The organism is Methanobrevibacter oralis, assembly GCF_001639275.1.
In the GTDB taxonomy this organism is placed as follows: Archaea; Methanobacteriota; Methanobacteria; order Methanobacteriales; family Methanobacteriaceae; genus Methanocatella; species Methanocatella oralis.
In genome coordinates, this window is record NZ_LWMU01000114.1 from 55,030 (window position 1) to 78,785 (window position 23,756).

General features: G+C 32.1%; 27 protein-coding genes. 23 read left to right on the forward strand and 4 right to left on the reverse strand.

The annotated features are described in order from the left end of the window. Positions 1–8: 8 nt before the first annotated feature. From mcrD to MBORA_RS09290, 21 genes are all read left to right on the forward strand, one after another. Positions 9–464, forward strand: a complete 456-nt coding sequence (gene mcrD / locus MBORA_RS09190; RefSeq protein WP_042691691.1) for a methyl-coenzyme M reductase operon protein D — start codon at positions 9–11, stop codon at positions 462–464. Position 465: 1 nt separating this feature from the next. Further along, positions 466–1,065, forward strand: coding sequence for a methyl-coenzyme M reductase I operon protein C (gene mcrC / locus MBORA_RS09195; RefSeq protein ID WP_042692147.1), 600 nt, complete (start codon positions 466–468; stop codon positions 1,063–1,065). Between the two features lie 2 nt (positions 1,066–1,067). Continuing rightward, positions 1,068–1,826 (forward strand): coenzyme-B sulfoethylthiotransferase subunit gamma, encoded by a 759-nt coding sequence (gene mcrG / locus MBORA_RS09200; RefSeq protein WP_042691688.1) that lies wholly within the window; start codon positions 1,068–1,070, stop codon positions 1,824–1,826. A 5-nt stretch (positions 1,827–1,831) separates the two neighbouring features. Then, entirely contained in the window at positions 1,832–3,487 is a 1,656-nt protein-coding gene (mcrA, locus tag MBORA_RS09205; protein WP_063720576.1) for a coenzyme-B sulfoethylthiotransferase subunit alpha, read from the forward strand. 192 nt (positions 3,488–3,679) lie between these two features. Continuing rightward, entirely contained in the window at positions 3,680–4,591 is a 912-nt protein-coding gene (mtrE, locus tag MBORA_RS09210) for a tetrahydromethanopterin S-methyltransferase subunit E (RefSeq protein WP_081738309.1), read from the forward strand. A gap of 12 nt (positions 4,592–4,603) precedes the next feature. Further along, positions 4,604–5,305: a tetrahydromethanopterin S-methyltransferase subunit D gene (gene mtrD / locus MBORA_RS09215; RefSeq protein ID WP_042691684.1), complete on the forward strand. Its 702-nt coding sequence runs from the start codon at positions 4,604–4,606 to the stop codon at positions 5,303–5,305. Beyond that, positions 5,306–6,118, forward strand: a complete 813-nt coding sequence (mtrC, locus tag MBORA_RS09220) for a tetrahydromethanopterin S-methyltransferase subunit MtrC (RefSeq protein ID WP_042691682.1) — start codon at positions 5,306–5,308, stop codon at positions 6,116–6,118. A gap of 16 nt (positions 6,119–6,134) precedes the next feature. Further along, entirely contained in the window at positions 6,135–6,464 is a 330-nt protein-coding gene (locus tag MBORA_RS09225; RefSeq protein ID WP_042691679.1) for a tetrahydromethanopterin S-methyltransferase subunit B, read from the forward strand. Then, a complete protein-coding gene (mtrA, locus tag MBORA_RS09230; protein ID WP_042691677.1) occupies positions 6,465–7,181 on the forward strand; it encodes a tetrahydromethanopterin S-methyltransferase subunit A in 717 nt (238 codons plus the stop codon). It begins immediately after the preceding gene. A 12-nt stretch (positions 7,182–7,193) separates the two neighbouring features. Next, positions 7,194–7,400 carry a tetrahydromethanopterin S-methyltransferase subunit F gene (locus MBORA_RS09235; protein WP_042691674.1) on the forward strand — a complete coding sequence of 69 codons (207 nt, stop codon included), beginning with the start codon at positions 7,194–7,196 and terminating at the stop codon, positions 7,398–7,400. An 11-nt stretch (positions 7,401–7,411) separates the two neighbouring features. Continuing rightward, positions 7,412–7,654: a tetrahydromethanopterin S-methyltransferase subunit MtrG gene (gene mtrG, locus MBORA_RS09240; RefSeq protein ID WP_042691672.1), complete on the forward strand. Its 243-nt coding sequence runs from the start codon at positions 7,412–7,414 to the stop codon at positions 7,652–7,654. A gap of 13 nt (positions 7,655–7,667) precedes the next feature. Next, complete coding sequence (gene mtrH / locus MBORA_RS09245; protein WP_042691670.1) at positions 7,668–8,606, forward strand: tetrahydromethanopterin S-methyltransferase subunit H; 939 nt, start codon at positions 7,668–7,670, stop codon at positions 8,604–8,606. Between the two features lie 114 nt (positions 8,607–8,720). Beyond that, on the forward strand, positions 8,721–10,190 hold the full coding sequence (locus tag MBORA_RS09250) for a methanogenesis marker 14 protein (protein ID WP_042691668.1): 1,470 nt from the start codon (positions 8,721–8,723) through the stop codon (positions 10,188–10,190). A gap of 20 nt (positions 10,191–10,210) precedes the next feature. Beyond that, positions 10,211–10,837, forward strand: coding sequence for an NTP transferase domain-containing protein (locus MBORA_RS09255; RefSeq protein ID WP_042691666.1), 627 nt, complete (start codon positions 10,211–10,213; stop codon positions 10,835–10,837). 34 nt (positions 10,838–10,871) lie between these two features. Continuing rightward, positions 10,872–11,138 (forward strand): PRC-barrel domain-containing protein, encoded by a 267-nt coding sequence (locus MBORA_RS09260; RefSeq protein WP_042692144.1) that lies wholly within the window; start codon positions 10,872–10,874, stop codon positions 11,136–11,138. Positions 11,139–11,254: 116 nt separating this feature from the next. Further along, positions 11,255–12,013 (forward strand): Fe-S cluster assembly ATPase SufC, encoded by a 759-nt coding sequence (gene sufC, locus MBORA_RS09265; RefSeq protein ID WP_042691662.1) that lies wholly within the window; start codon positions 11,255–11,257, stop codon positions 12,011–12,013. Continuing rightward, the gene (locus MBORA_RS09270; RefSeq protein ID WP_042692141.1) at positions 11,970–13,229 is read left to right on the forward strand and encodes a SufB/SufD family protein; all 1,260 of its coding nucleotides are present in this window, start codon (positions 11,970–11,972) and stop codon (positions 13,227–13,229) included. The genes sufC and MBORA_RS09270 overlap by 44 nt, the downstream gene beginning before the upstream one ends. Before the next feature lie 329 nt (positions 13,230–13,558). Further along, entirely contained in the window at positions 13,559–13,984 is a 426-nt protein-coding gene (locus MBORA_RS09275) for a hydrogenase iron-sulfur subunit (RefSeq protein WP_042691658.1), read from the forward strand. Between the two features lie 14 nt (positions 13,985–13,998). Further along, positions 13,999–14,925: an NADH-quinone oxidoreductase subunit B family protein gene (locus MBORA_RS09280; RefSeq protein ID WP_042691655.1), complete on the forward strand. Its 927-nt coding sequence runs from the start codon at positions 13,999–14,001 to the stop codon at positions 14,923–14,925. A gap of 1 nt (position 14,926) precedes the next feature. Then, positions 14,927–16,351 carry a Ni/Fe hydrogenase subunit alpha gene (locus MBORA_RS09285; RefSeq protein WP_042691652.1) on the forward strand — a complete coding sequence of 475 codons (1,425 nt, stop codon included), beginning with the start codon at positions 14,927–14,929 and terminating at the stop codon, positions 16,349–16,351. 17 nt (positions 16,352–16,368) lie between these two features. Further along, positions 16,369–17,607, forward strand: a complete 1,239-nt coding sequence (locus MBORA_RS09290) for a 4Fe-4S binding protein (RefSeq protein ID WP_042691649.1) — start codon at positions 16,369–16,371, stop codon at positions 17,605–17,607. A 39-nt stretch (positions 17,608–17,646) separates the two neighbouring features. Here MBORA_RS09290 and MBORA_RS09295 read toward each other — a convergent pair whose 3' ends face one another. Next, positions 17,647–18,903, reverse strand: a complete 1,257-nt coding sequence (locus MBORA_RS09295; protein WP_063720577.1) for a dihydroorotase — start codon at positions 18,901–18,903, stop codon at positions 17,647–17,649. A 13-nt stretch (positions 18,904–18,916) separates the two neighbouring features. Next, on the reverse strand, positions 18,917–19,471 hold the full coding sequence (locus MBORA_RS09300; RefSeq protein ID WP_042691646.1) for a hypothetical protein: 555 nt from the start codon (positions 19,469–19,471) through the stop codon (positions 18,917–18,919). A gap of 79 nt (positions 19,472–19,550) precedes the next feature. On the opposite strand from MBORA_RS09300, the gene MBORA_RS09305 reads away from it, so the two are divergent. Then, positions 19,551–20,639: a nucleotidyltransferase family protein gene (locus MBORA_RS09305; RefSeq protein ID WP_063720578.1), complete on the forward strand. Its 1,089-nt coding sequence runs from the start codon at positions 19,551–19,553 to the stop codon at positions 20,637–20,639. Here the strand turns inward: MBORA_RS09305 and MBORA_RS09310 are convergent. Together MBORA_RS09310 and MBORA_RS09315 are read right to left on the reverse strand one after the other, a co-directional pair. Then, positions 20,625–21,542 carry an FYVE zinc finger domain-containing protein gene (locus MBORA_RS09310; RefSeq protein ID WP_063720579.1) on the reverse strand — a complete coding sequence of 306 codons (918 nt, stop codon included), beginning with the start codon at positions 21,540–21,542 and terminating at the stop codon, positions 20,625–20,627. The two genes, MBORA_RS09305 and MBORA_RS09310, sit on opposite strands and share 15 nt — an antisense overlap. A gap of 150 nt (positions 21,543–21,692) precedes the next feature. Continuing rightward, positions 21,693–21,926, reverse strand: a complete 234-nt coding sequence (locus tag MBORA_RS09315) for a KEOPS complex subunit Pcc1 (protein WP_042692136.1) — start codon at positions 21,924–21,926, stop codon at positions 21,693–21,695. A 188-nt stretch (positions 21,927–22,114) separates the two neighbouring features. Between MBORA_RS09315 and rplJ the strand changes: the two genes are divergently transcribed. After that, entirely contained in the window at positions 22,115–22,597 is a 483-nt protein-coding gene (gene rplJ / locus MBORA_RS09320; protein WP_042691635.1) for a 50S ribosomal protein L16, read from the forward strand. The last annotated feature ends 1,159 nt before the right edge of the window (positions 22,598–23,756 follow it).

The following is a 23,756-nucleotide window of genomic DNA, read 5'->3' on the forward strand; positions in this document are numbered from 1 at the left end:
TAAAAAAAATGGATATTGAAATATTTCCTTATAGAGTTCTTGGAAGTGACACAACTGAAAAGTTGTTAAATGACTTAGAAGTCATTGAAGATGTTAAAAGAACTGTTATTCAAGGTCCTAGGTTTCCAAAAACTGAAGAGACTTTACCTCCTCAATATAGGGAACGTAGAGTAATTCAAGTTAATGGTGAAGATCTTGAATTAAAGGTAAAAACTGGTCGAATTTTTGTTGAACTAACTATGGAGTCAACAATTAAAGAGATTGAAGAAGTCTGTAAGAAAAATATTCCTTATGGCTTTGATATTAATCAAGATAGAACTAACTACATCAGGAAAGTTAAAACAGTTTCTGATAGTATTAAATATGGCGAAGCTGATTTACCTGATGAATTAATTGGAATGACAGATCAATATTCAAGTTTTGAAGATCATGTGAAAATTATTAAAAAGGATGACTTTGATTAATATGATAGGACGTTGTACTCACGTTGTTGATTGTAGAGAAACAAGTGGTATGGGTAAAGGTGGAAGTCTTGCTCAAAGAGGGACTTTTGCTGAATGTGGTACTGATGTTTGTGCAGTTGCTATGTCTCCAGGACGTAGACACATTACTAAACCAGTTTGTGAAATTACATTCGGATTACGTGAAGCTAATGTTTTAACAAGTACTATGGTTTTAAATGCTGGTGCGGGTGTTCCTCATGACGCTCCTGCTTCAGGAGGTACTCTATTTGGACTTACTGATAAAGAAGTAGAACAAATGAGTAATTTTAAATTGTTAGTCATTCACTTAGGTGGAGTTGCCAATCATATTATTTACAAAGCAAGGTTGATTCTAAGGAACATCAATAAACATTGTATTATTATTTGTGAATCACCAGTTGATTGTGAAGATTTTGCTAAAATTGGAGTAAAAACTTCAAAAGTCATGCCATCTGAAAGAGATGTTAAAACTAAAGGGTCCATTGATGATATTATCACTGGAGTTATTCGCGGTGAAACAATCTCACAAGAAAAATTAGATGAAATTATTAGAAAAGTTAAATTAGCATTAGGAGATGCATAATTATGGCACAAATTTATCCAGGTACTTCTCAGGTTGCTCAAAATAGAAGAAACTTTACTAATCCAGATTATGAATTAGAAAAGTTAAGAGAAATTTCTGATGAAGACGTAGTAAAAATATTAGGTCACAGAGCTCCAGGTTCTGAATACAAAAGTGTTCACCCACCTTTAGAAGAACTCGATGAACCTGATGATATTGTAAGAGAATTAGTAACACCTATTGACGGTGCAAAAGCAGGAGATAGGATTAGATACATTCAATTCGTAGATTCAATGTACTTCGCACCAGCTCAACCTTACTTAAGGGCAAGATCTTATTTATTTAGATTTAGAGGAATTGATACTGGTACCTTATCTGGAAGACAAGTAATCGAAGCAAGGGAAAGAGATATTGAAAGAATTTCAAAATATCTTTTAGAAACTGAATACTTCGATACTGCAAGAACTGGTATTAGAGGTGCAGGTGTACACGGTCATTCTTTAAGGTTAGATGAAAATGGTTTGATGTTTGACATGCTTAGAAGACAAGTATTCAATAGAGAAACTGGTAATGTTGAAATGGTCAGAGACCAAGTTGGAAGAGACTTAGACGAACCAGTTGTATTAGGTGAACCATTAGATGAAGAAACATTAAAATCCAAAACCACTATTTACAGAATTGATGGTGAAGCATACAAGGACGATGTAGAAGCTGTTGAAGTATTAAAAAATATTCACGTATCTAGATCTTTCGGTGCATTTAATCCAAATGAAGGATGGTAATTAACATGGCAGATAAAAAATTCTTAGATGCAATGAAACAAAAATTCAGTGAAGATCCAACTGAAAAAAGAACACAATTCTATAACATGGGTGGTTGGAAACAATCTGAAAGAAAAACTGCTTTCGTAAATGAAGGTAAAAAAATAGCTGAAGAAAGGGGAATTCCAATGTACAACCCAGACATTGGTACTCCTTTAGGTCAAAGAGCTTTAATGTCTTACCAATTATCTACTACTGATACTTTTGTTGAAGGTGACGATTTACACTTTATTAACAACTCAGCTATTCAACAAGCTTGGGATGACATTAGAAAAACTGTAATTGTAGGTTTAAACACTGCTCACAACGTACTTGAAAAAAGATTAGGTATTGAAGTAACTCCAGAAACTATTACTCATTACTTAGAAACTGTAAACCACGCTATGCCTGGTGCAGCAGTAGTTCAAGAGCACATGGTAGAAACTGACCCATTAGTAGTATCTGACAGTTACGTAAAAGTATTTACTGGTGACGATGAATTAGCTGATGAAATTGACTCAGCATTCGTTTTAGATATTAATAAAGAGTTCCCAGAAGAACAAGCTGAAGCTTTAAAAGCTGAAGTAGGTGGAAGTGTATGGCAAGCTGTAAGAATTCCTGCTATTGTGGGAAGAGTTTGTGATGGAGGTACTACCTCTAGATGGTCTGCTATGCAAATTGGTATGTCAATGATTTCAGCATACAACCAATGTGCTGGTGAAGGTGCAACAGGAGACTTTGCATACGCATCCAAACACGCAGAAGTTATCCACATGGGTACTTACTTACCTGTAAGAAGAGCAAGAGCAGAAAATGAACTTGGTGGAGTTCCATTCGGATTTATGGCAGATATTTGTCAAGGTACTAGAGTTCACCCAGATGACCCTGTACGTTCCACTTTAGAAGTAGTAGCTTTAGGTGCTGCTTTATACGACCAAATTTGGTTAGGTTCTTACATGTCTGGTGGTGTAGGATTCACTCAATATGCTACAGCAGCATATACTGATAATGTATTAGATGACTTCACTTACTTCGGTAAAGATTATGTTGAAGATAAATACGGTGGATTAACTCAAGCACCAAATAATATGGATACTGTTTTAGATGTTGGTACTGAAGTTGCATTCTATGCATTAGAACAATACGAAGAATACCCAGCATTACTCGAAACTCACTTCGGTGGATCTCAAAGATCATCTGTTATTTCAGCAGCAGCTGGTGCTTCAACTGCATTTGCTACTGGTAATGCTCAAACTGGTTTAAGTGCATGGTACTTATCTATGTATTTACACAAAGAACAACATTCCAGATTAGGTTTCTATGGTTTCGATTTACAAGATCAATGTGGTGCTGCTAACGTATTCTCTATCAGAAACGATGAAGGTATACCACTTGAAATGAGAGGCCCTAACTACCCTAACTACGCAATGAATGTAGGTCACCAAGGTGAATATGCTGGTATTGCACAAGCTCCTCACTCCGCTCGTGGAGATGCATGGGCTTTCAATCCATTAATTAAAATAGCATTTGCTGACAAAAACTTAATCTTTGACTTCAGCCAACCTCGTGCTGAGTTTGCTAAAGGAGCATTAAGAGAGTTCGAACCATCTGGTGAAAGAACTGCTATTACTCCAGCAAAATAAATTTAAAAACATGTAGATAGGTGAATTTTCACCTATTTACTTTTTATAAAATATTTAAGCATGCCTAAATGGTATTAGCAAAACATTTATACTAATAATTAAAAAAAGATTATTACATGCAATATTTGATAGTAATATTGCAATAGATTTTTATATGGAATAAAAATCGTTTCAATAAATTATGTTTATTAAATGATCAATTTAATAAAAAATATGGAGGAAAAAATTATGGACCCTGTAACATTAGGTGTTGTTGCATTAATGGGTGCAGTTGCTACTATTGGAGGGGCTGCAGAGGACTTAGAATCTGATATTGGTTCTCAAAGTAACCCTAACTCTCAAGTTCAACTTGCTCCACAAATGGGACATTTACACCGTATGATAAACAAAGCGGCTTCTGGTGAACCAGTCGCTTATGGTGTTTGGTGTGGTGTTGCTGGTGCTATTGCATACATATTAATCCACTTTGGAATTTTCCCAATTGTTGGCATTGCAATTGGTGCAAGTGTCGCTGCTTTTGTTCACTCTATTTATACTGTTACATCCCACATGGGAAGGATTGTTGGGCAATCTCAATTTGAACAACCTTTGTTTATGGATGTATTGACTCAATCTTTAGGACCTATTGCAGGTCACGGATTTATAACTAGTTTTTGTATTGTTGGAATTTCCTATTTAATGACTATTCCATTAAATGGAACTGCATTACATGTATTCCCATTACCGCTCTTAGCAATGCTTTGGGGTATTGCTCTTGGTGCTATTGGTTCTTCAACTGGGGATGTACATTATGGTGCAGAAAGCGAATATCAAAAGTTCGAGTTTGGTGGAGGTACTCCTGTAGCTATTCAAGGGGATATAGTTACAAAGGCTCCTATAGGTGCTAAAAACTCTATGGATGTTGTAAACTTCTGTGCTAAATTCGGTGGACCATTAACTGGTTTCTGTTTCGGTCTTGTTGTATTCTTTAGTTTCTGGAATACAGTTGTATTTGGAATTTATGGTGGTATTATTGTAGGTCTTATAATCGTTGTTTTATTAGGTGTAATGAATGACAGATTAGAAGTATTTGCAAGAGAAAAATACGGACCGTATGAGGAATAAGGAGGTTCAATTATGGATCCTATTTCATTAATTTTATTCATCGCTATAGGCGGTATTATGATTGGTGCAGGTGTGCACTTTATTCCTGTAGGAGGAGCTCCTGCAGCTATGGCAACAGCTACTGGTGTAGGTACTGGTACTGCTATGTTAGCTGCTGGTGCTGGTTTAACAGGACTTATTACTGCTGCTACTATGACAGGTGAACCATTTTATGTGGTTGGTGTTGGGGGAGCAATTGGTGCAATGATTATGATGGGTATTACAATGTTTATTGCTAACATTATCTACATCTTTGGTGTAGGAGTTGTACCTGCTGCTTCAAAAGTAAATGTTGATTGGATTACCAAACGTAACCAAGAAAAATATAAGACTCCTGGTACTGAAGGTCACGGTGTTCCAACTACTTCATTTGTAAGTGGTCTTATTGGAGGACTTCTTGGTGGTTTCGGTGGGGGATTAGTTTACTATGGAATCAACACTGCTGTAAATGATGCTACTCTTGTTACTGACCCTGCTATAAGCATTGGGTTAGCAGCTATTTTAGGTGTAGGTGTGTTCTTTATTAATTCAGTAATTGCTTCATATAATATTGGAGGAACTATTGAAGGTATGCACGACCCTAAATTTAAAAGGATTGGAACTGGTGCATTAGCTTGTGGTATTGCATCTGTTGTTTTAGGAATATTTTGTATTATTTTAACTGGAGGTATCTAAATGTCTGCTGGTGGAAGTGCTGATGGTGCAGCTGCAGGTGCTATAGATTCAAATCATTTATTAATCTTAGGTGTTGTTGGTGCATTAATCGGAATTTATTTATCTAATGTTAATGATATTATTGGTCCTGTAATTGCAGGTCTAGGAGGAGTATGTGCAATTGTATGGGGATCTGATGCTATTCGTAGAGTAGCTAGTTATGGTTTAGGTACCGGTGTTCCATCAATCGGATACATGTCTTTATCTGTAGGAGTAATTGGTGCATTAACTGGTATTACATTAGCAACTATTCTTAATATTCCATTAATTGGCCCTATTTCAGGACTTATTGTTGCTGTAATTATTGGTGCTGTTATTGCATTAGTTGCAACTAAAATTGTTGGTATGAAAATCCCAATTATGGTTCAGTGTACTATTGAAATTGCTGGTGCTGCTATGCTATCTATTTTAGCGTTTTCAAGTGCTGTTACAGGGACATATGACATGGCTGCAATTTATGAAAATGTTGTTGCACATGGTTTTATTGCCGTGTTCTTTATTTTGTGTACTATGGCTATTCAACATCCATTTAATGCATGTTTAGGACCAAATGAAGATCAAGTAAGAACTCTTAAATGTGCAGCATCTACTGCATTTTTAACTATGACAATTACTGGTCTTATTTCTTCAATTACTGGAGGATTAGGTTGGTTTGTAGTATTCATTGTAGGTTTAATTGGATGGATTATTGCCTTTAGAGCATTTGTTCAAGCTTCATGTAGTGATGCAGCTTCAACAAGATGGGCTGGTTTATGGCCTGATGTAGAACAATAGATTAGGAGGAATTAATATGGCTCAAATGTTACCTATGGTACAAATTATACCTGAAATGAATTTAGCTTATGATCCTGTCACTGGTATTATAGGCGCATCTTTAGGTGGAGGAGTTATTCTCTTATCTATGGATGAAGTAAATGCGGAAGTATCTAAAATGGAAGCAGCTGCTGATGAGTTAATGGCTTCTTTAGATCCATATTCAAGTCCTGCTGGAGCTTATCCTGGAAGGGAAGGTTCTTATATTACTGCGGGACTGTTAACAAATGTCGTTTATGGATTCTTATTAGCTGTATTTATTATTTTTGCTGCATTACCTGTCTTACAAATGTGGGGGGTATTATAGATGGCTGATAAAAAAGCTCCTGCAGATGGCTGGCCGGTTATTAGTGGAGACTATATTGTAGGCGACCCTGAAAGTCCTGTTGCTGTTACAACATTAGCTTCTCACATTGAAGCTGAACTTTCTGGAGCAGCTATTGCAGGTCCATGTAAAACAGAAAACTTAGGAATTGAAAAAGTTGTTGCAAATATTATTTCAAACCCTAATATTCGTTTCTTAATATTAGCTGGTGCTGAAGTACAAGGTCACATCACAGGACAAAGTTTCATGGCTTTACACGAAAATGGTGCTGATCCAGATAAAAAGAAAATTATCGGTGCAACTGGTGCTATTCCTTTCGTAGAAAATGTTCCTTTAGAAGGTGTAGAAAGATTCCAACAACAATTAGAAATTGTTGATTTGATTGACACTGAAGATATTGGGACTATTCAATCAAAAATCAACGAATGTGTAGAAAAAGATCCAGGTGCTTTTGAAGAGGAAGCTATGGTAATTTCCGTTGAAGGGGATGATGAAGAAGCTGACAGTGGCGAAGAAATGAAAGTTGTTTCTGGTGAAACTGCTCTTATTGAGGCTAGAATGAGAGTTATTAACACTAAAATCGACATGATCGGTGCTATTCAAAGGAATATGGCAGGTAATTATGCAGGTAAAGTTCAAGGTATAATGATTGGATTAGTATTTACTTTAGTTATTGGAGCTTTATTCTTGTTATTTTAGGGAGGTATAATTATGGTGCAAATTTCTAACAAACCAAATATAAGCGGAATTAAAAAGGTATCTGAAGACTCAGAATACAGTTCAAAACTTATTGCAAGAGATGGAAAACTTTTTGCAGGTTTAATTGCAACTAGATTCAAAGGATTTGCTATTGGTGTCTGTTTAGCAGTTCTTTTAATTGTTATTATTCCTTTCATTGCAAAAATGTGTGGATTATAGAGGTGTTTATTATGAGTGATGAAGAAAACACAGCATCCCAAGTATTAGTTTCCTCAGATGATTTCAATGATATTGCTGCAAGACTAAATGATGCAGAAGAAAAAGTTGATTTTACTGTAGGTGAATATTACCAACGTTTAGGTCAACAAACAGGTAGAGATGTTGGTATATTATATGGTATTATACTTGGATTAATTATTTTAATTGTTGCAATAAAATTTGGTATAACTTCAATGTTATCCGCCTTAATTTAGGAGGTTAAGACTTATGTTTAGATTTGATAAAGAACAAGTAGTTTTTGATTTCGCAGGAGTCAAAATGGGAGGTCAACCTGGAGAATATCCTACCGTATTAGCAGGTACTATTTTCTACGGTGGACATAATATTATTAGTGATGAATTAACAGGAGATTTCGATAAAGAAAAAGCTGAAACATTAGTCAATGATATGGCTAGTATTTCTGATGTTACAGGTAACCCTTATATTGTACAAGTTTTTGGGCAAACTGAAGAAGCTATCGTGAAATATATTGAATATATTGGGGAAGTTTGTGATGCTCCATTCCTTATAGATTCAACATCTGGGGATGCAAGAGTAGCTGGTGCTCAATATGCTGATGAATCTGGTTTAACTGACAGGGCTATTTACAACTCAATCAACATGTCAGCAGATAAATCCGAATTAGATGCTTTAGCTGCAACTGATGTATCAGCATCTATTATTTTAGGATTCAACCCAATGAATGCTACTGTTGATGGTAAAATGGCTATGTGGGAAGATGGTGACAATGGTGCTTATGAAAAAGGTTTACTTGAAGTAGCTGAAGATTGTGGTATTGATAAATTCATGATGGATACTGCGGTTACTCCTTTAGGTCAAGGTGCAGGTATCGCTGCTAAAACTTCTTTTGCTGAGAAAGCTAAATGGGGATACCCAGTTGGATCTGGTATTCACAATGTACCTTCTGCGTGGGACTGGTTAAGAGAATATAAAAAAGCTGGTCACAAAGATGCATTTACTGTTTGTGATATTGGTGCAAACATTGTGCAAGTAATGTGTGGTGGAGATTTCGTTTTATTCGGACCAATCGAAAATGCTAGAATCGCATTTCCTGCTGTAGCTCAAACTGATATGTTTATTTGTGAAGCTGCTGCTGACTTTGGTACTGAACCTGTTGAAAACCACCCAATGAACAACTTATTATAGATTAAAATATTTTTTAATCTAACTTTTTTTTATTTTTTTCAAAATTAATTTAATAAGATTTATATTATTCTTATAAGATATTATTATTTAACTTAATTATTGAGGTTTTATATAATGTCTTTTCTTAGTAAACTTTTTAATAAGGGTCCTAAACCTATTATTGCTAAATCTCATGAAGGTAACTTAGCAATTTTAAGAGCTAATAAAGCTGGACCTGCAAGTCCAGGTGCTGTTAAAAAACCTGATGTATTTTATGTAACTGCTTCTGTTGAATTAGGGAACACTACTACTAAGTCTATTGTAACTGCAACTAATTTGAATACAAGCGAGTGTTATTTACTTAATAAAACTGTTAAAATGACAAGGGACATTCGTCCACCTAAAGCCAATGAAGAAGTTTTTGGTAAAACTGTATGGGGTATTGAACTTTCTAAAGAAGCAGTAGCTGATTTAGTTAAAGACACTGTTTTAGAGTCACTTAAAAAATGTGGTGTTGATAAGGATGAGGATTTAGATTTTGTTGTGCGTTCAACTGGGGTTACAGCAGGATTTGCTACAGCCAAAGAAGCAGGTCAATTAGTTATTGCATTAGCTGATGGTTGTTTGGATGCAGGCATTCCTCCTCGCAAAATGTCTCCTGCCATGAGTACTTCTCAGCTTCCTAAACGATTACAAAAGTATTCTCTTTTAGATAATGTAATGTTTGATGGCGCTGTTGTAAGTGTAATTCCACCTCAGGGAAAAGAAACAGTAGCTAATGAAATGGAAGGTGAACTGGTTACTGCAGGTATTAAATTAGGTGCTAAATGGACGGAAGTTGATTATAGAAATCCGTGTGTATCTCTAGATTTTGGTTCAACATTGGCTGGTCGTATTGTTAATGATAACCAACCTTATGCAAATACTGTTGGTAATTTTTTAGGTTTAGCAGGTGTTGTTTCAGATTCAATAGCTAAGGGTTCTGGAAAAATTGACATGAAAAATGGGGCTGCTTTAGATTTGTTCTCTGAAAAGGCTCTTAAAAAAGCAGATCATAAAAAAGCTAAAGCTAATGCTGATGAAGCTCATAAATTAATTGATATTCGTAAAGTACCGATGGATGTTGATAGATTTGGTACTGTGCCTCTTGATCCAGTTGCTTCTGAAAATGCAGGTACAACATTGATTGGTTGTGATGTTGGAGTTAATGGTGATAAATTGGATGATTTGACGGAATTAGGTGTTAAATTTTATGAAGATGATGGTTTGGGTACTTTACTTTCTACTATGGATTATGTAAGTACTAAAATTGTTACAAGAGTTTTGGATGTAGCTTTTAAAGAGAATGTTATTGTTGAAGGATCTGCATTAGGTATTACTGGAAGGGCAGGGATTACTGGACGCAAACCTGAACTTATTTTAGAAGCAGTTCAGGATAAATTTGAAAATGTTGTATTTGTAGAAGATGGTTTAGCTTTAGGTTCTGCAATCATGGCTCGTTGTATGAATTCTATGGGTACTCAAAAATCACCTATTGGTGGTTGTCAAGGTCAAAGATGTATTCTTGGTAAAAGAATGAAAATGCAAGGAAGTAAATATGCTTAATTAATTTTTGTGGTTTTTTTATGATTTATGCTATTGTCATGGCTGGAGGTAGAGGAACACGACTCAAGTATCCGATTGAAAAACCTCTTTTTAAATTACACAAAAAAGCCTTAATTAATTATGTATTGGATAATTTATTTTCATCTAAATTAGTTGAAAAAGTCTTTATTGCAGTTAGTCCAAATACTCTTGAAACTACTAAATATTTAAAAACATTAGATGGCGATTTTCAAATTTTAGATACACCAGGTTTAGATTATGTTAGTGATTTGTCATTTATTTTAGATTGTTTTGAAAAAAATTCATCTGATGATACTTTACTATTTATTAATGCAGATTTACCTTTTATAACTTCAAAGATTATTGATTATGTATTAGATTATTATTCAAAAATAGATAAAGATGCTCTTTCGGTTTTAGTTCCAATTGAAGTTTTTAATGATTTTGGTTTGAAATATGAATATGAGTATAATGGAACAACTCCTGCAGGGTTAAATGTTTTAAGAAGTGTTAATATTGTTCAAGATGAGGAACAATTAATATTGCCTAATATTGAATTGGCTTTTAATATTAATACTCTTGAGGATGCAGATGTTGCTCATAATTTATTATTAAATAATATGTTTAAATATAATGAAGTTAAATAGTTTATTATCTAATGTTAATTTTATTGGTGATTTAATGGAAAATAAACAAATTCCTAGAAGAGAAGAAAAATTATGGAGTGAAATAAAAAACTACCAAGTAGCTACTAATAATGCACGTATTCTTGGTGTTTTAGATGAATTAATCATCAACGAAAAAACAGGTAAAATCGTTGATATAGCTATTAGGGTTGAAAGTGACCGTAATATTCATGTTAAAGGTGCTAAAAGAAACGGTGATTTGTTATTAGTTCCTTTTGCCAAAGTTGAAAAAGTTGGGGAATTTATTATTGTAACTGAATAATTTTTCAGTTATTTTTTCTTTTTTTATTTGCATACCATTTTTTTAAAAAATTTTATATGTATAAAATGAAAATATTTATATGATGAAATAATTATGATGGTAGTGTAGGTGATTATATGTTACTTGAAATCAAAGATTTAGCTGTTGAAGTAGCAGGAAAAAGAGTTTTAAAAAACATTAATCTTTCTATAGATGAGGGAGAAACTCATGTTCTTTTAGGGCCAAATGGGGCTGGAAAAAGTACATTGTTTTTAACCATCTTAGGATTTCCACAATATAAAGTAGTTAATGGATCTATAAAATTTAAAGGTCAAGAAATTACTAATTTAACTACTGCTGAGAGAGTACATTTGGGTTTAGGAGTAAGTTTTCAAAATCCTCCATCTATTAGGGGTGTTTCTGTAAAGGATTTACTTAAAATCATATCTAATCAAGATATGGATGAAGAATTAAATTCTAGAATGAAAGAATTGTCTGATCAACTCAAATTTAATGATGAATTTTTGGATAGGGATGTAAATTATGGTTTTTCAGGCGGAGAAGTTAAAAGATCTGAAATATTACAATTATTAGCGCAAATGCCAGATTTTACAATGTTTGATGAACCTGATTCTGGTGTGGATATTGAAAATGTTGAATTAATTGCATCTGAAATTCGTACTTTATTAGATAAAGATAAAAAACAAATTAATAAGAAAAGAAGTGGTCTTTTAATTACTCATTTAGGTTATATCTTAAATTTTGTTAATGCTGATAAAGCCCATGTGTTAATTGAGGGTGTTATTTCCTGTAGTGGAAACCCTAATGAAATTATTGAAGAAATTAGAAAAAATGGTTTTAGTGGATGTGTTGAGTGTGCGAAATGTTCTTCATGATGCTGAAAAAGCTAAAAATAAAAAAGCTGCAATAGGAGCAGATATTACTATAGAAAACTTTACTGATGAAGAAATCAATGCTTTAGATATTATTGATGATTTAGAAGATGTTGGTAAAAAAACTAAAGATACTCTTTTAAAAGTAGGTGTAGATACAGAAGAAAAAAACAGATCTGGTTCTTTTTTACAAGTTGATCAAAGTAATATCTTTTCTAATAATGAAATTTCCAATTCTGTTGAGATAATGGGAATGTCTGTAGCCTTAGATAAGTATAGTTGGTTACAAGATTACATGTGGAATGTAGTAAAACCTGATGCTGATAAATACACTGCAAAAACTGCATTGCGTGAAGCAGAAAGTGGAGTTACTAGTGGTTACTTTGTAAGATCACTTCCTGGAACTAAGGAAGTATTTCCTGTTCAAGCTTGCATGTTTATTAGTGATGAGGACATTATGCAAACAGCTCACAATATTATTATTGCTGAGGAAAATTCCGAATTACATTTGATTACTGGTTGTGCAACTGGTGATGATGTAGCTTCTGCAATGCATGTAGGTGTTTCTGAGATGTATTTAAAACCTGGAGCTAAAATCACTTTTACTATGGTTCATAATTGGGCTGAACAAGTAGAAGTACGTCCTAGAACTGGTATTAAACTTGAAGACAATTCTACTTATATTAACAATTATATTTTAACCAGTCCTGTAAGTACTATTCAATCTTATCCAACAGCATATTGTGATGGAGTTAACTCAAGAGCTGTTTTCCAAAGTATTCAAGGTGGTAAAAAAGATTCTATTATTGATGTTGGATCACGTGCAATTCTTAGTGCAAAAGGTGCAAGAGCTGAAGTAATTTCTCGTGCTGTTTCTCAAGATGAATCTCAAATATTTGCAAGAGGACATATTAATGGTTCAGTTCATGGTGTTAGAGGACATTTAGAATGTAATGGTTTAATTTTATCTGATGACAGTATGATTTATGCAGTTCCTGAACTTGAAGCATGTGCTTCTAAAATTGAATTATCTCACGAAGCTTCTGTAGGTAGAATCGATGAAGAAGAAATCAATTATCTAACTTCAAGAGGTATTTCAGAAGAAGATGCAGAATCTATGATTGTTAGAGGATTTTTAAACATGGATATTACTGGTCTTCCAGATGAATTAGCTAAACAAACTCAAAACATGATTGAAATGAGTGTAGATGGAATGTAATTCCATTTTTTTATTTTTTTATAAAACATGCCTTATTTTCTTTTATTTGTTCATTTTTTTATATTCAAACAAATTTTGTTTCATAGTATATAAACTTTTTGGCTTTAATTTCTAAGTAAGCTTTATATTAATTATTAATATAATATATTAACCAGTACATAATGATATGCTGAGCTAGCTCATTAAGTACATAAATTGTGAAATTAAGGCATACCTAAACTGTTATGTCTTTAAAAAAGATTTTAAAATTTTTTAAAAAAGTTTAAAATTGATTTTGGAAGATAGCAATTTTTCAAAATACAAAAAAATAATAGAGGAGGAAAAACTCTATGGCTGATGATGTAAAAATTGTAATGTTTTGTTGCAACTGGTGTTCCTATGGAGGAGCGGACACAGCAGGTACTGCAAGGATGCAATACCCACCGAATATTAGAGTTATTCGTGTAATGTGTTCTGGAAGAATAGACCCACAATTTGTTTTAAAAGCATTTAAAGAAGGTGCAGATGGAGTATTTGTAGCAGGTTGTCACATGGGTGATTGTCACTATGACGCTGGTAACTACAAATTAGATCGTAGAATGAGATTAATTTATAAATTAGTTGAAGATATGGGAATTGGTGCTGAAAGAGTTCACCACGATTGGATTTCCGCATCCGAAGGTGAAAAGTTCTCTGAAGCTGTTAAGATGATGGTTAACAGAATCAAAGATTTAGGACCAGCTCCATTAAAAGAACAATTAGATGCTGAAAACTAGTTGGAGGAATATTTATGGCAGATAAAGTTAAAATAGGAACTATGTGGTTAGGCGGATGTTCCGGTTGCCACCTATCTATTGCGGATTTTCACGAATCTTTAATTGATGTAATGGAATTCGCAGATTTTGAATTTTCCCCTGTACTCATGGACACTAAATATGATGAAGTACCTGAGTTAGATATCATCATTGTTGAAGGTGGAATTAGAAATGATGAAAACAGAGAATTAGCTGAAATGCTAAATAAAAAAGCTAAAATGGTCATTGCTTATGGTACCTGCTCATGTTATGGAGGTATCCCTGGGCTTGGAAACTTATGGACTGTTGAAGAATTAGAACAAGAAGCATATATTAATTCTGTTTCTACAGTCAATCCAGAAGGAATTATCCCTAATGAAGATGTACCTCATCTTGAAAGTAGAGTAAGACCATTAAGTGAATCTATGGATATTGATTTAATAATTCCAGGTTGCCCACCTCGTTCTGATGTTGTAGCTGAAGCTATTTTAACATTATTAAGAGGAGATACTATTGAATTACCAAACACCAATCTTTGTGAAGTATGTCCTAGAGAAAAACCACCAGCTGGTTTAGCTATGGATTTCATTAAAAGACAATTTGAAGTTGGTGCTCCAGAACCTGATTTATGTTTAATTAGTCAAGGATTAGTATGTATGGGTCCTGCAACAGTATCTTTATGTGGTGCTGAATGTCCTTCTATAGCAATTCCATGTAGAGGATGTTATGGTCCTACCGCTAAAGTGTTAGATCAAGGAGCAAAAATGATTAGTGCGATTGCATCTGACTATGGTGTAACAGAAGATAAAACTGTTGACCCAGAAACTGTTGCTGATCAATTAGATGATATAGTAGGTACTTTCTACACATACACATTACCTGCAGCATTAGTGCCTATTAAAATGCAAAAAGGAGGAAAATAAGATGGTTAAACTTACTATGGAGCCTGTCACTCGTATTGAAGGACACGCAAAAATTACTGTACAGCTCGATGATGCTGGAAATGTTCAAGATACTAGATTACATGTTATGGAGTTCAGAGGATTCGAGAAATTCTTACAAGGTCGTCCTGTAGAAGAATTAGCAAGAATCGTACCAAGAATCTGTGGTATTTGTGATGTACAACACCACTTAGCAGCTGCTAAAGCGGTTGACCAAATTTTTGGTTTTAAAGATGATGAAATTTTACCTGCAGCATATAAAATGAGAGAAATCATGAACTGGGGTTCATTTATGCACTCCCATGCACTTCATTTCTACTTCTTAGCTGCTCCTGATTTTATTATTCCTGATGCAAACAGAAAAACAAGAAATGTTTTCCAAATTATTAAAGATCAACCTGAAATCGCTCTTCAAGCTATTAATATTAGAAGAAACGGTTTAGAAATGGTAAGAAAAATTGGTGGTCGTCCAATTCACCCAACTTCTTCCACTCCAGGTGGTATTTCTACTGAATTAGATGCTGAAACTCAAAAAGAATTATTAGAAAGAGCTAAAACCAATGTTGAGTTAGCACAAAAAACTTTAGATTTGGCAATTCCAATTTTTGAGGAAAAAATCGATTTAGTAAACACTTTAGGTAATTTTGGAGAAACTAAACACTGTGGTCTTGTAAAAGATGGTGTATGGGATGTTTATAATGGTAATGTAAGAATTGTTAATCCTGATAGAAGTATTTACACTGAATATGATAACTTAGAATATCAAGATATCGTAGCAGAACATGTAAAACCATATTCCTGGTTAAAATTCCCTTACATTAAAGAATTAGGATATCCTGAAGGTATTTACAGAGTTGCACCATTATCTCGTATTAATGTTTGTGATAAAATGCCTGATGAAGCACCTCTTGCACAAGCTGCACTTGAAGATTTCCGTGACAGATTTGATGTCGGTCAAGCACCTTTATTATTCCACTGGGCAAGACTTATAGAATTATTAGCATCTGCTGAATGTGCTGCTGATGCTTTAGATCAAGATTTATCCGGTCAAAAATTCCCAAATGAGTTAGAAAGAACTGCTGGTGAAGGTGCTGGTATTGTAGAAGCTGCTCGTGGTACTTTAATCCATCATTACGAATGTGATGACAACGGTTTAACAACTAAGGCTAACATTGTTGTAGCTACAATTCAAAACAATCCTGCTATGGAAATGGGTATTCAAAAAGTAGCTAAAGATTACATTAAACCAGATGTTGAAGTGGATGATAGTATCTTCAACTTAATGGAAATGGTTATCAGAGCTTATGACCCATGTTTATCTTGTGCTACTCACACAATGGATAGTCAAATGAGATTAGCTGAAGTAGATATTGTTGATAGTGAAGGAAACCTCATTAAAAAATTCTAATTAAAGGGGTTTTAATAATGATAGTATTTAATGAAGATGGCTGTATAAAATGTGGTGCATGTGAAGGAACTTGTCCTACATCAGCTATTGAGGTAACACCTACTTCTATTATTCACTGTGACACTTGTGGTGGAGAACCAAAATGTGCTGATGTTTGTCCTGAAGGTGCATTAAAAATAGAAGATTTCGCTATTGTTGATGGCGTAGAACAAGCAAGGCTTGTTTTCAATTCTGTTTTATGTACTTCCTGTGGTAAATGTGAAGAGGTTTGCCCACAAGAAACTTTGCATGTTACTGGTGAAAGATTAAAAGAAGTTCAAGGTTTCTGTGTAATGTGTCAAAAATGTGTAGAAATTTGTCCTGTCGACGTTATTGGTATTCCTGGTGTTGTTGAACCTAAAGAATACGATCTTGACCTCAAAGGAAAAGGTGCAAATTATATTGTTAACTGTGTAGGATGTGGAACTTGTGTAGAACCGTGTCCTGTAGATGCAATCACTCTTGCTGAAGTTGGCAGTCCTATTACTATTGATGACAATGTTTGTATTAAATGTGGTTTATGTTCACAAACTTGTCCTTGGAATGCTGTATTCATTTCTGAGAAAAAACCAGTCAAACGTTCAAAAGAAATTAAATCATTTACCTTTAGTGCATCTACTTGTATTGGATGTAATACTTGTGTTGAAGTATGTCCAGGCAACTTCATCACTGCAAATGGTAGTGACTTAACAGTTATGATTCCAGAAATTTGTGCTGCATGTGGTTTATGTGTAAAACTTTGTCCTGTTGATGCATTAGAAATTGATGTTGAATGGGGTGAAGGTGCTCCTGTTGATGCAGAAGGTCTTGGTTGGGACTCTGAAAAATGTGAATTCATTGGGGCATGTGCTAATAAATGTCCTACTGAAGCAATTCGTGTAATTACTAAAACTGGTATGTTATGTCCTGCTTTGGTTGAAACTGACAAAGAACCATCTTTTACTAGTTGTATTAGATGTGGTGCTTGTGCTGCAACCTGTCCAAATGATGCATTGTCTGTTGGTACCATTGAAAAAGTTATTAATGGTGAAACTGTTTCTAGAGACAGGATAGAATTCAATCCATCTAAATGTGATCAATGTGGTGACTGTATTGAAGCATGTCCATATGATATGATTCATAAAACAGATAATCCTAAATTACCAATTGCAGGATTCTGTACTTTATGTGGTCAATGTATTGAAGCATGTCCTGAACACGCATTATATGATAAATAGGTGTTTTAACACCTTTTTATTATTTTTTTTTAAAATTAGTTATAATTTATCCATTACTATTTTTCCATTTACTATTGTCATTATAGGCATTCCAACATATTCAAACCCATCAAATGGGGAATATTCTGCTTTTGTTTTAAATTCGTCAATATTGAATATACCTTCTCTTTTTAAATCGATAATTGTGAAATCAGCATCATTTCCAACATTTATTGAACCTTTATTTTTCAAATCGTATACTTTAGCAGCATTTTCAGACAATATTTTTGGAATTATTTTTAAATCTAAATTATTTTTATTTACCTCAGTTAAAAGAATAGGAACCACAGTTTCTAAGTTAGGAATTCCTGGACTTGATTTAAAGACGCCAAGAGTTTTTTCTTTTAGTGTATGAGGAGCATGATCGGTTCCAATTATGGAATTTTCATCTAAATCACTAATTTTAACACTTTCTTTTTTTTCTCTTAGTGGAGGATTAGTTTTAACTAATGTGTCATATAGATTATAAGCATCATTATTTAATAATAAATGGTGTGGTGTAAATTCCCAACTTACATCTATAATATTTTTAGCTTTTTTTGCAATAGCTAATGATTTAGATGAGCTTAGATGGCAGATATGTAATCTTAGATTATTTCTTCTTACAAGATCAATAGCTTGCTTTACAGATTCTTCTTCAGCTACCGCCGGTCTTGCATAACTATAATTAATAGCTTTATTTTTTTCCTTTTCTTTAAATATTTTAGTTTTTTCATCTACAATGTTCTTTTTCTCACAATGAGTTGCAACAAGTCCATTATAATTTGTTGTATTTTTAAGAATAGCTAAATCATTAAATATTTTCTCTAAACTTTCATCACTTTCTAAATCCATAAATATTTTAAATGAAACGGGTTTTAATTCCATAATTTTTTTCATTTCATCTAAATTGTTTGTTCCAGCTTGAAGTTTAAAATTGACAACAGATTTCTTTTCAGCTATTTTAATTTTTTCTTTAAGTGCAGAATAAGTATTTGTTTTAGGAATTGTATTGGGCATGTCGATTATGGTAGTAAAACCTCCATTAGCTGCACTTAAGCTGCCTGTTTTAAAATCTTCTTTTTGAGTTAATCCTGGATCTCTAAAATGAACATGAGGGTCAATAAAACCTGGGAGAATGTAGTTATCTTTAATATCTATTATATCATCACCTTTTATGGTACTTTTAGATATATTGGTAATTTTAGAGTCCTCTACTTTGATATTATAATTCCCAACTTTATCAACCAATTTACAGTTTTTTATTACAAAATCCATGATTTAACTTCCATCAAAATCTTTTTAATCCATTATTTTCCATGATATTTAGGGAACTGATAATCTCTTTTGAAGGATTTATAAATTCATCACTATTTTCATAACTAATGCCATATCCGCTAATTAAAAAGGTCTGATTATTCTTGTTAAAGTAGATATTTGCATTATATGATTCGGATCCTTCTTCATATAAGAAATATGTGATTGTTCCGTTTAAATCAAGTGTTTGATTAGATGTAATGCTAGCATTATCATATAGTTTATTTATTACATAGTCTTCTAAGTTTTCGATGTATTCTATTTGTGTTAGGTTTATTTGGATATTATTATTAGAGTTTACTAAACTAACGGCACTATCATTGATCTTCATGTCTGTAAAGTTACTTATTTTATTAAAGTAGTTCTCACCTATTACAATACCTTCAACACTATTGTTTTGGTTGCTAAAAATAGATAGCGCTCCATCTAAATTTGTCAGATTATTTATGTTTTCTAAACCATCATTTGATAGATTAATTCCTCCGTAAACTAGAATTAAAATTATAAATAATGCATATAATTTTTTCATTATATTTTCACCTGTTAATCATTTTGTTTGATTATAATATTAAATTTTATTTATTTTAAAAAATATACTATTTCTTATCATGCTTAAAGTTAGAAATATTTTAAAAAGAGACATGGAATTATTTTTCAATGATTTAACTCAAGACTGCAAAGTTAGTAGTGATTCATCGGATATTACTTTGTTGGCAGATTTTACAGAGTATAATCCTTTACATAATGGTCATTTTCATTGCATGAAAGTTGCAAAACAACAAGTTAATGAGTCATTATTTGTAGCTATTGTGCCGGGACTTTTTGAAAGGAGTGGAAGGGGCATTCCATATATACTACCTCGTGAAATTAGGGCAGAAATGGCAATTTCTGTTGGAGCAGACGTTGTTGTTGAAGGTCCTCCAATGGGAATAATGGGATCTGGTCAATATTCCCTATCATTAGCTAAAATGTTTAAAGTTCTAAACACTGATTTCATTCCAAGGGGATACAAAGCATTTAATAGCTTTGGGAATATATTAAAAAGAGTTAATATGGGTCATCATATTGCTCCAAGACCATATAAAATAATTGACAAGACAACGGGTGAAATATTATTAAAAGATAAATTAACTGAAGATAATTATGTCATTGTTTCATTTTCAAATTCTTTAAGCAGGGTTGGTTTTGATTTTAAAGATAAATTTATTTTTGTTGAACGTATTGGTGGGGTAAGCGGCACTTTAATTAGAAAAAGTATAAATAAAAATGATTTTAACAATGTTTTAGATATGATGCCTCCTCAAACAATAAATATTTTAAGAAGGGAAATAAAAAATGATGGGATAATTTTTGGAATTAGAGATGAAGAGTCCATTTTAGATGTTGCAAATAATTATTCTTTTGAGGAACTTTCATCTTTGAATCTATTTAATGAGAAATTAGCTAAAAGAATTGTTGATAAAAGACCTTTTTTTGATGTTAATCAAATCTTAAAATCTATTCCTCAAGGATTTTCAACACATTTTACTCAAAGGGTTTTAAGTATTTTAGAAAATCCAATTAAAAAAGAGATAATATCTGAATATATTAATAAATACCCCTCAACAATTAGAATTTTATCTTATAAAAATAAAGAAAGCTTAGAGAAATTTAAAAAAAAGGTTAATAATGAAAATATTTCATTATTTGCTGACTAAATTATTAATTACATTTAATGGATTTGTAAGACCGTATAGAGCATCCATAAATGTCGGGTAACTTGTATTAAGTATAAATAGGTATATTATGTAGTATACTACAAGTAAAGTGAGTAATATCAAAATGATTATTAAAATAATATCTATAATGCTCATAGGTTCTTTTTCATCATGATAATTAAGATTGTGTATTGAGGTTTCCTCTTCTACTAGTTCTCCTCTTTCCCTAGCTATTTCTCTTCTGATTCTCTCTTCAATTTCATCATATTCTTTCTGACTTCTAGTAGGAGTTTGAGGCTTGTATTCTTTTCGTGTTAAAGATCCATATTTTTCTTCATCTTTAGCTAATTGTTCGCCTAATGAAATCTCTTCTTCATCAAAATACAAATCATCTAAGTACCTTTCATATTTATCTTCAAGAGCCCTTGTGCTTTGAGAATCATAATTATGTTCTGGATAAATAGCATATTCTTCATTAATTGGTTGGGTAGGAACTGTTTTTTTTACTTTATAATCAGTTATTTGGGCTTTCTGTGGTTTTTGAGTATATGAGGATTCAGGTCTTTCACTATATTCTATGTTGCTTTTAATATTGTAGGGTGACTCATCACTAATAGCTTTATTTTCAGCTGCATAATTTTCTTGTTGATTAATAGCCTCTTCATAAATGCCATAGTCTTCTTGTGCTTTGTAAGTATTTTTATCTAATCTTGCTGGCTCTGTTTTTTTAGGGATATTACTTTCATTTGCAGTTTCGCTTAAACCGATTCCTACAATTTTTTCTAAACAATCTTTACAATATGTTTTTCCAGCAATTTCTAAACCACATTCTTTACAAACAGATTTTCCACATATGGCGCATGTATCTGTTCCATTTCTATCAGGATGATAATAACATTCCATAAATTACACACTCTAACCAATTAATTTAGTTAATATATATTTTTTTATTTATATAAATATTATTATTTTCTATTTAAAATTTAAATGATAACTTGTTTTGATTATATAATAATTCATTCACTGGTTTTGAATCATGTAAATAAGTTTGGATTATTTTTTATCAGTTGTTATGATGATTTTTTCACCAACAATTTCAGACACGACTAAATCATCGAGGGTTGATAAAAAGCTTCCAAGAGTTTTTGATTCTATTTCGTATTTTATTTTATTTTTATTTAATTTAGAATTTAAATAATTTTGATTGTCTACTTCTAGTGAATCATAAATTAATTTGGAGCTTTTAAGATCATCATAAGTAAAAATAATATTTCCTTTAATTTTCATGATAAGATATTTCATTGAATATCCATATTAATTTTATTATTTTTCAAAAAATAGGGCAAGCTTTATTAATAACTTTAATAATATATTTAACTATTATATTTATGATGATATAATTTTTATATAGCTATTCTATGATGAAAGTTCATAGCTATTTTTAACAAATATTTGTTTATTTCGGAGGGATAATAATGGTTCGTGCTTATACAAGAAGAGATTATATTAGAAAAACCCCAAATTCAAGAATTGTTCAATATGATATGGGTAATTTAACTGACGAGTTTCCAGTTTCACTAAGTTTAGCTGTTAAAGAACCAGCTAGGATTAGACATAATTCTTTGGAAGCTGCAAGGATTGCATCTAACAGACTTATGCAAAGAGCTGCTGGAAGAATGGGTTACCACTTAAAATTAAGAGTATACCCTCATCAAATCGTAAGAGAAAACCCAATGGCTACTGGTGCAGGTGCAGATAGGGTTCAAAGTGGTATGAGAAATGCTTTCGGTAAACCTATTAGTGTTGAAGCTATTGTTAAAAAAGGTCAAAGAATTGTCACAATTGATTGTGAAGCTAAAAACTTTGAAGAAGCTAAAGTTGCTTTAAAAAGAGCAGGCATGAAATTACCTGTACCTTGTAGAGTTGTAGTTGATAAAGGTCAAGATTTAGTGAAATAGATTTTTATCAATTTGCTTTTCTTTTTTTATTTATTACTTATTTTAATTGTATTTTTATTATTTTAAGAAGGGAATATGTTGTTATAATACTCTTTCTTATTAAATATTTTTACCATATTTGTTTTTAAACTGATTGTGGTATCTAATAATTATTATTTGTTCGTTATTGCTTATTTAAACGATTTAAAATGTTTTTAATTATTCATTTAAATGTAATTTTTAATAATTTAAATAAATGGAACTGTCAATTTGTTAACTCTTTGACATATTTTCTTATTTTTTTCTTTTTAAATCTTCTAATTTTTGATTTGACTATTGATTTTTATTAAATTAATTTTGACATATATATTTAATTATATTCTGAAATTGAGTATTAATAAGTTTTATATGGGTTGGAAGACAATATTTATACATGAAAACCAAAAATAATTGCCTTTAATATCTTATTTTGGATGGCAACCAATATTTATTTAACTATTTGAATGTTGGATTAATGGAATTTATCAAAATTTTTGTAATTTTTCAATTAAAATGAAAAATAAGGCAGTTGAATCGCGAAAAAGAGGTTGATATTCATTAAAAAATCATTTTTGGGTCTGCAATGTTTTTAATGGCATTAGGATATCTTATGAAACGATTAAAAAATAGCTTTTAAATTTCGATGGATTGTAATTATTTTAACTCTGATATGAAATTTTCCACTTATGCAGCTTATGATGTAACAATGAAGTATAAATTGGGAGATAAATGGTATTTTAGACATATATTATTTGATTTAATATAATCGAATGCCTATTGCAGAGTTAATATAGTGAAAGAGAGGATTTCTACAACAACAAAAATTTTATAAAAAACAGTATACAAACCAACAGAATCAATTGCAATAGTAAACAAGATTTAAAATAAAGATTATGATAAATGTAATGAGAAAATTCGGATTTGATCATCAACACTGCACATTTCACTTATTATTAAATATAAAATGAAGAGCTATAGAGAAGAACTAAAACAAATACACAAAGAATATGAAACTATAGTTTTAGACAAAAAATATTTATATTAAATGTGACTAAAATAGTAATATGAGTAGAAATGCTTATATTAATAAAGATATCCCACTTTCTAAAATTCATGAAGTTAAAGCTGATTTAAAGCATTA